We start from the raw sequence: 7,915 nt of genomic DNA on the forward strand, positions 1-7,915 counted from the left end.
GTCGGACGGATGGGCTTCAAGTCGTTCGTCAACAAGGTCGGGGACGGGATCGAGCACGGCGTCGACAAGGTCAAGAAGAAGGCCGGCGAACTCGTCGACGACGGTGCGCACATCGTCGGGGACGGCCTGGACCACGTCGGGCTGGACGACGCCGCGGACTGGGTGGAGGACAAGGGCGATCACATCGCCGACCACCTCGGCGCGCACGTCGCCGAGCAGCAGCTCGGGCAGACCGATGACCCGAAGGAGCTGCTGCACGGCGACCCGGACAAGATCCGCAAGGTGGTCACGCACCTGGCGAAGTTCGCGGTGGCCTTCGACTCCGGCCACACGGGCCTGTCGCACCTTGATCCCGGCGACTGGGACGGCCTGGGTGCCGAGGCATTCCGGGCCACGTTCACCGCGCAGCCCGCGAAATGGGCCCGCGCCGCCACCGCCTGCGCGGACGCCGGCCTGGCCCTGGAGTCGTATGCCGAGACGCTGGTATGGGCGCGCGGCCAGGCCGAGGAAGCAGTACGCCTGTGGAAGCAGGGTGTGGCTGCGCGCAAGTCGGCCGCGCAGGCGTACAACGCGACCATCGACCGGTACCAGGACGACGTCAAGGCATACAACGACAAGGTCGACGGCGGTGAGGACCCCGGCGCGATGCCGACCGCGCCACCCGCCTTCTCCGACCCCGGCGCGCACGACAAGCAGGCGGCGAAGGACATCCTCGACGCCGCCCGCAAGCAACGCGACACCGCCGCGAGCCACGCCGAGGCGGCGGTCAGGACAGCGACCGAACTCGCCCCGCCCAAACCAGAGTTCACCGACCGGATGCAGAACGACTTCGGCGACGTCGGCAAGGCATTGCCCATCGCGGGCGAGCACTTCGTCGGCGGCCTCGTCCGATCGGGCACCGACATCCTCAAGTTCGCCCGCGGCCTGAATCCGTACGACCCGTACAACATGACCCACCCGGCGCAGTACCTGACGCACCTCAACGCCACCGCTGCGGGCCTGGTCGACATGACCCAGCATCCCGAGCGCCTCCCCGCCGCCGTCCTCGGCACCGGCTGGGGCTCCGACGGCTCCGAGGCCGGCGGACGCCTCATCGGCAACATCCTGCTCACCATCGCCACCGACGGCGGCGGGACCGCAGCCAAGGCGGCGGCGGAGAGTGCCGCCAAGAACGCGGCCAAGGACGCCGGAGAAGGGGCAGCCAAGAACGCCGCGACCGCTGCCGCGGCGGATCCCGCCAAGACGGCCATCGAGAACGCGGCGAAGAAGACCGTCTCCGACCCGATCGACGTCGCCACCGGTGACATGGTCCTGTCGCAGACCGACATCGCCCTGGCGGGCACGGTCCCGCTGGTACTGACGCGCACTCACCTGTCCTCGTACCAGGTCGGCCGCCTCTTCGGCCGCTCCTGGGCCTCCACCCTCGACCAGCGCCTCGAACTCGACGACAACGGGGTGGCGTTCGTCGGTCAGGACGGGCTCATCCTGCTCTACCCGGTGCCGCAGGCCGGCGTTCCCGCGCTGCCCGTCCGTGGTCCCCGCTGGCCCCTCCTGTGGGACGGCACCCCAGGATCACCGCTGTGCATCACCGACCCCGGCACCGGCCGCGTCCAGCACTTCGCCGCCGTCTCCGACGCGCTTGCCGCACCGGGCGGCGGCACGCTCCTGCCCCTCACCGAGGTCAGGGATGCCAACGGCAACGGCTACGAGATCAGTCACGACGCCCACGGAATCCCGACCGAGGTCCGCCACAGCGGCGGCTACCGCGTCGCCCTGGACAGCCAGGACGGTCGCATCTGCGCACTGCGGCTCCTCGATCCCGCCGGTGGGCCGTCCGTCCTGGTCGCCTCCTTCGGCTTCGACGCCGCCGGAAACCTCACGGAGACCGCCGACTCCTCCGGTGTCCCCTACCGGTTCACCTACGACAGCGGGGCGCGGCTCACCTCGTGGACCGACCGCAACGCCAGCACCTACCGCTACCAGTACGACGCCCGGGGACGCTGCGTGGCGACCCACGGCCCCGGCGGTTTCCTGAGCAGCACCCTCGACTACGACGACACCACGCGCACCACCACGTTCACGGACTCGCTCGGACACCGCCGCACGTACACCCACAACGCCGCCTACCGCCTGATCGCCGAAACCGACCCGCTGGGCAACGTCACCCGCTACGAGCGGGACAGCGAGGGCCGGCTGCTGTCCACGACCGACGCCCTCGGCCGCACCACCGCGTACCGGTACACCGGGAGCGGGTACGTCTCGGAGGTGGTACGTCCGGACGGTCGGCGGACGTGTTTCGAGTACGACAAGGGCAACCGCCCGGTCAAGGTGACCAGGCCTGACGGCAACTCCACGTGGGAGACCTACGACGAGCGGGGCAATCGCACCTCGTCCGCCACCCCCGCCGGCCAGGTCACCCACTACACGCGCGACGCCGCAGGCCACCTCACCGCCGTGACCGACCCGCTCGGCAACGTGACAGCGGTCCGATGCGACCAGGCGGGCCTGCTCGTCGAGGTGGTCGACCCGCTCGGCGCCGTCACCCGCTACGACCGCGACGCGTTCGGCAGGCCCGCCGCCATCACCGATCCCACCGGCGCCGTCACCCGGTTGGAGTGGACGGTCGAGGGAAGGCTCGCCCGGCGAAGCGCTCCTGACGGGACCACCGAGTCGTGGACCTACGACGGTGAGGGCAACCGGGTCAGCCACCATGACGCGACCGGCGGCGTCACCCGGTTCGAATACACGGACTTCGACCTGCTCAGCGCCCGCACCGATCCCGATGGCGTGCGGCACGAATTCGTCCACGACACCGAGCTGCGACTGACGCAGGTGATCAACCCCCAGGGACTGAGGTGGAGTTACCGCTACGACCCGGTGGGGCGGCTGATCGAGGAGTCGGACTTCGATAACCGCAGGATCAGCTACGCCCACGACGCGGCAGGTCAACTCACCTCTCGTACGGACAGCCTCGGTCAGACCATCACCTACCAGCGCAACGCGCTCGGACAGGTCATCCGCAAGGAGGCCTGCGGCAAGGTCACGACCTACGCATACGACCTCACCGACGAGCTGGCCCGGGCCGAAGGACCGGACGCGGTCCTTTCCCGGGTACGGGACCGGTACGGTCGCCTCCGGTCCGAGACCGTCAACGGTCGGACCCTCACCTACGCGTATGACAGCCTGGGCCGTCGCACCGGCCGGACCACCCCGACCGGGACGACGACGCACTGGGCGTACGACGCGGCCGGCAACCACCGGCGCATGGTCGCCTCCGGGCGGACCATCGACTTCTCCTACGACGCCGCGGGACGTGAACTCTCCCGCCGGATCGGTGACTTCGTCACGCTCACCAACGAGTTCGACGAAGCGGGGCGGCTTGCGACCCAGTCGGTGACCTCGACCACCGATGCCGCCACCGTGCAGCGCCGGTCCTACGCCTACCGCTCCGACGGCCATCTGACCGGCGTCGACGACCTGCTCACCGGGCCGTCGCGGCTCGACCTGGACACCACGGGCCGGGTCACCTCCGTCCAGGCGCAGAACTGGTCCGAGACCTACACCTATGACGCGGCAGGAAACCAGGCGTCCGCCTCCTGGCCGGCCGGGCACCCGGGCTCCGAGGCGACCGGTCCGCGCACCTACGCCGGGACGCGTATCACCCAGGCGGGCCGCGTCCGTTACGAGCACGACGCCCTGGGACGCGTCACCCTGCGCCAGAAGTCCCGGCTGTCCCGCAAACCGGAGACCTGGCGGTACGAGTGGGACGCCGAAGACCGGCTGACGTCCGTCACCACGCCGGACAACACGCGGTGGCGCTATTCCTACGACGCACTGGGGCGCCGCACGGCGAAGACGCGGCTCGCCCCGGACGGTGAGAGCGTCGTCGAGGAGACCCTCTTCACGTGGGACGGCACGACGCTCTGCGAGCAGACCACGCTCGGCTCGGAGGTGCCGCGCCCGGTGACGCTCACCTGGGATCACCAGGGACTGCGTCCGGTGGCCCAGACAGAACGCGTCACGGCCGCGGGCCTGCCACAGGAGGAAGTCGACACGCGGTTCTTCGCGATCGTCACCGACCTCGTCGGCGCCCCGCGCGAACTGGTCGACGAGCACGGCGGCATCGCCTGGCGTGCGCGCAGCACCCTGTGGGGTACGACAGCTTGGGCGACCGGAAGCACCGCCTACACCCTGCTGCGCTTCCCAGGCCAGTACTTTGACCCGGAAACCGGGCTCCACTACAACTACTTCAGGCACTACGACCCGGAAACGGCGCGCTATCTCAGCGTGGACCCGCTCGGCCTGGAGGTCGCGGCCAACCCCACCGCATACGTGCACAACCCCCTGACATGGAGCGATCCGCTCGGCCTGGCTCCCTGCGGGCCGATCCAGGACTACCGGCCCTCCGCCCCCAGTTTCGCCGTCGGCAGTGACGGTGTGATGCAGGATCTGCGCTCGCTCGGACGCCCGGACAACGAGTTCGTCTACAGCGGCCACGGCGGGATACGGGTGGGGGACGGAACGCCGGTCACCGTCCCCGAGGGCACGACCCTCCACATGTACAGCCACCACGGTGAGACGATCTCCGACCGGCTGGGGAACAAGATCGAGACCGGCTCGCCCACGCCCGTCGAGGTCTACGGGCCCGGCGAGCGGCTGCCCAACTACACGCTCTTCCCGCCCGACGGCCTGAACATCCTCGGATCCCCCAGGAATCTCACCGTCACCAGACCGTTCAGCCTCTCCGAACTGTTGCAGCCTAATATGGGCAACGTCCACTGGGCGGCCTGCAGAAGCGTCATCGGTATAGGATAAGAGAACGTGGCAATTTACAGCGATCTGTCCGCGTACGTATACGCGGAGGAAACGGTTCCGTCCGGCGTGCGCGCGCTGAACGTCGGATGGCTCGGCGAGGGTGCCGATTTCCCCCAAGGGGAGGTGCCGGAAGGTTTTCTCGACGCCTTCCTCTCCCTGGCGAGGGACCATCCCTCGGCGAGGATGCGCGGGTGGCATGCCTGCACGCTGCCGCACGGCGAGGACGCTCTCCCCTACCCCTTTCGCGCGCAGGCCGGTGACACCGGCATCGCCCTCGGGTCGGCGGAAGTCCGCGTGCTTTCTGCGTCAGGAGACGTGCTGATCGCGCCCGATCTCGCATACCACTACGTCAAGGACCACCGTTACCTGCCACCCGGCGAATTCGTCGAGGGCGTTATGGCGCGGCGGTATGCCATCGAAGCCCCTTCGTGAACGTTCCGGTGGACCTGTACGACAGATCTGGAGCCGCAGGTACGGGACGGGGCCGAGGCGTTCCGGACGGCGCAGGGATCGGCCGGCTGCGCCTGCGGGGGAAGGCTGCCCGGACAGCTGTGGACACGGCAGGCGGGCACGGGTGCCTTCCAGCGCATGGTCCAGCGTTTGCGGCCCTTGCCGGCCGGGTCCAGGCTCATGAGGGCGGTGAAGACGCACGGCCGCGGCCTCATCGGGGAAGGGGCCGCGGGCGCGTACGGCCTTGTGGATGCGGGCGTTGACGGACTCGATGGCGTTCGTCGAGCAGATGACCTTGCGGATCTCGACGTCGAAGGAAAGGAAGGGCACGAACTCCGCCCAGGCGACCGGGCCTTGACCCCGGATTCGCAACTGGGCCCGGGACGCTGGTGCAAGTCGGCCTCGCGGTCGCCGGGCGGCCGTACCGGCCGAGCCGCCGACGCCGCTGGAGGCGGAGAACGCTGCCCTTCGGCGGAAGGACCGTCAACTGGAGGAGGAACGCGAGATCCTGCGCAGGGCCGCGAAGTATTTCGCCGGGGAGACGCGCTGGTGAACCGCTTCCAGTTCGTCGCAGACCACCACCGCTACGGCGTGAAGCGGCTGTGCACCATCCTCGGTATCGCCCGCTCCAGCTTCTGCTACTGGCGGTCGACGGCCGCCGACCGGGCCGCTCGACAGGCCGCGGACGCCGCACTCGCAGCCTGGATCCGGGCTGTGCACGTCGGCGTACCGGTCGCCCGGGCGGACCAAGGCGTCCTGCTTGCAGCCGAGGCTGTAGCACCAGCGGAAGTTGGACGGCGCCTCGTCTTCCACCAATTCTTTGAACAGCGTGACCTCCTTCGTGCAGCAGTAGAAGTCGCCGGCCGCGTGAATGCGCACTGTGCGGCCCGCGTAGCGCTTGTGCTGGATCTCCTCGCCCATTTGTTCGAGGCGGGGCAGATCCAGCGTCAGCATCAGATTCCGCATGTGCGCCGCGCGGACGGACGCAAGATTGTACGTCTCCGCTCGGAGCAGAGCAGGACGACATCACTGAAAAGATGACTGATCTCGGGGGTGCGTTAACGGATGGGTCACCTACTTCAGTGATGTTTCGAGTCGCCGCCCGCGCGGTGCTGGGTACCCAGGGCCGAGTCCCATGGGAGTTGTCGTCAGCGGTGAGGGCGTTGCTGGGTGGGGATGGGTCAGTTGTCGACCTCGACGATGTATGCGTCGCCGGTGATCATCCGGTTGTTGGTGTACATCGTCCCGACCGCCGTACCCACCGCCCGGTTCAGGTCATTGGGTACGTGTCCGCGCTCGCACGGTTGTGCTCCGACGTTGCCGTGCAGCAGGTAGATGACCCAGGACCCGTCGCTTTTCTGCAGGGCGATCGTTTCCAGGCAGGACGCGCCCGTGAAACCGCGTTGTGCGCCGCTTTGCTGGCTGGAGGCGAACGGGTATTCGTCGCAGCTGTCGTTCGGCACCAGGATGAGGCTCGGGAAGAACGAGCTGTCGCAGATGGCGTCGCGGTTGGGGTCGGTCACCGAGGGGTTACCTCGGGTCAGAGGCGCTGCCACGGTGCCGTAGGGCTGGTTGAGGTATTTCTGGCCGATCGCGACGTTCACGGCCGCAGCGCCGTAGACGGACACCGACAGATTCAGTGTGGGTCCCTGCTGCGGGAAGACGCAGCCGGGCGACCGCGGGGCCAGCATGTTGTCGCACCTGATCGCCTCGGGCGAACTCCAGCTTATGCTGTCGCTCCCGACGAGTTGGTCCAAGAAATCCATGCTGAGGTTGTAGAAGGTGTCGAACGTGTCCTTCTGCCCGAGGGCGGGAGCGTCGGAGTACGAGAGAGTGAAGTCTGCGGTTGAGCCGATGTTCGGGAGCGAAATTGCGTTGGCGGGGTTGTTGGTCAGGCATTTAGAGCCGCAACTGGAGGCGAAGTGCACGATCACCCAGTCGGCTGCGAATTCCCCTGTCCCGTGGTCACGGGTGATGGTGTCCTGCTCGGTGATGCCGGGGCCGTTGGTGTTGAGGATGATGTCCTGGTTCACGAGGAAGTGCTGTGTCCCGATGACGGGTCCGTTGGGGTACCTGATGTCCGCGGTCAATCCCCAGCTCTTGATGCATGCGGTGGTGCGGTCTACCTCCCACACACCGGTCTTGTTGAGGCAGTTTGATCCGACGAACGTCTTGGGCGTGACCGACCCTGCAGCCGTCTGCGTCGATGCCGACACGGCGATCGGGTCTGCGGTCAGGCAGACCACCGGCTTGCCAGCCTGCGCAGCGTTCTGCTTGACGTGGGCGCCAGAGGTGGGGCAGGTGCTGGAGGCGACCGGCTTGACCTGCTTCGGCTTCTTGGTGGTGGGCTTTGCGGGCAGGTTCAGCGGCACCACGGCCGCGCCGGCCGCACTCGCCGCCCCCGTCCGTGCGACGCTCGGCGAGGCGGCGGCCGTCCTGCCGGGTGTGTCCAGCGGCGCGGCGGTGGCAGGCGCTGGAACGGGCGCGCGGCTGGATACTGCGACGGGTGTCATGCCGGCCGACCCGGTGGCGGCGACACTCGCGCTGGCGGTGAAAGCCAGCGCAGCGATCAGGACGGCATTGAGACGATGTTTCGACTTTTTTATGGTCATGGAGTGCCTCTCTTTGTCTCACAGCTGGGCGATGCCGG

General features: G+C 68.5%; 4 protein-coding genes and 1 pseudogene. 2 read left to right on the forward strand and 3 right to left on the reverse strand.

The window, feature by feature from the left end:
- Positions 1–9 precede the first annotated feature (9 nt).
- Together HCN08_RS26065 and HCN08_RS26070 are read left to right on the forward strand one after the other, a co-directional pair.
- The gene (locus tag HCN08_RS26065) at positions 10–4,815 is read left to right on the forward strand and encodes a putative T7SS-secreted protein (protein ID WP_167985691.1); all 4,806 of its coding nucleotides are present in this window, start codon (positions 10–12) and stop codon (positions 4,813–4,815) included.
- A gap of 6 nt (positions 4,816–4,821) precedes the next feature.
- Entirely contained in the window at positions 4,822–5,247 is a 426-nt protein-coding gene (locus HCN08_RS26070; protein WP_167985692.1) for a DUF7919 family protein, read from the forward strand.
- 131 nt (positions 5,248–5,378) lie between these two features.
- Here the strand turns inward: HCN08_RS26070 and HCN08_RS26075 are convergent.
- The 3 genes and pseudogenes from HCN08_RS26075 to HCN08_RS26085 all read right to left on the reverse strand — a co-directional run.
- Positions 5,379–5,610: pseudogene (locus HCN08_RS26075) on the reverse strand (transposase); the annotation flags it as partial.
- 138 nt (positions 5,611–5,748) lie between these two features.
- Positions 5,749–6,279: a GP88 family protein gene (locus tag HCN08_RS36970; RefSeq protein WP_167985703.1), complete on the reverse strand. Its 531-nt coding sequence runs from the start codon at positions 6,277–6,279 to the stop codon at positions 5,749–5,751.
- A 167-nt stretch (positions 6,280–6,446) separates the two neighbouring features.
- Positions 6,447–7,877 (reverse strand): hypothetical protein, encoded by a 1,431-nt coding sequence (locus HCN08_RS26085; protein ID WP_167985693.1) that lies wholly within the window; start codon positions 7,875–7,877, stop codon positions 6,447–6,449.
- Positions 7,878–7,915 lie beyond the last annotated feature (38 nt).

The sequence above is a fragment of the Actinacidiphila epipremni genome (genome assembly GCF_012034175.1).
Lineage (GTDB): Bacteria > Actinomycetota > Actinomycetes > Streptomycetales > Streptomycetaceae > Actinacidiphila > Actinacidiphila epipremni.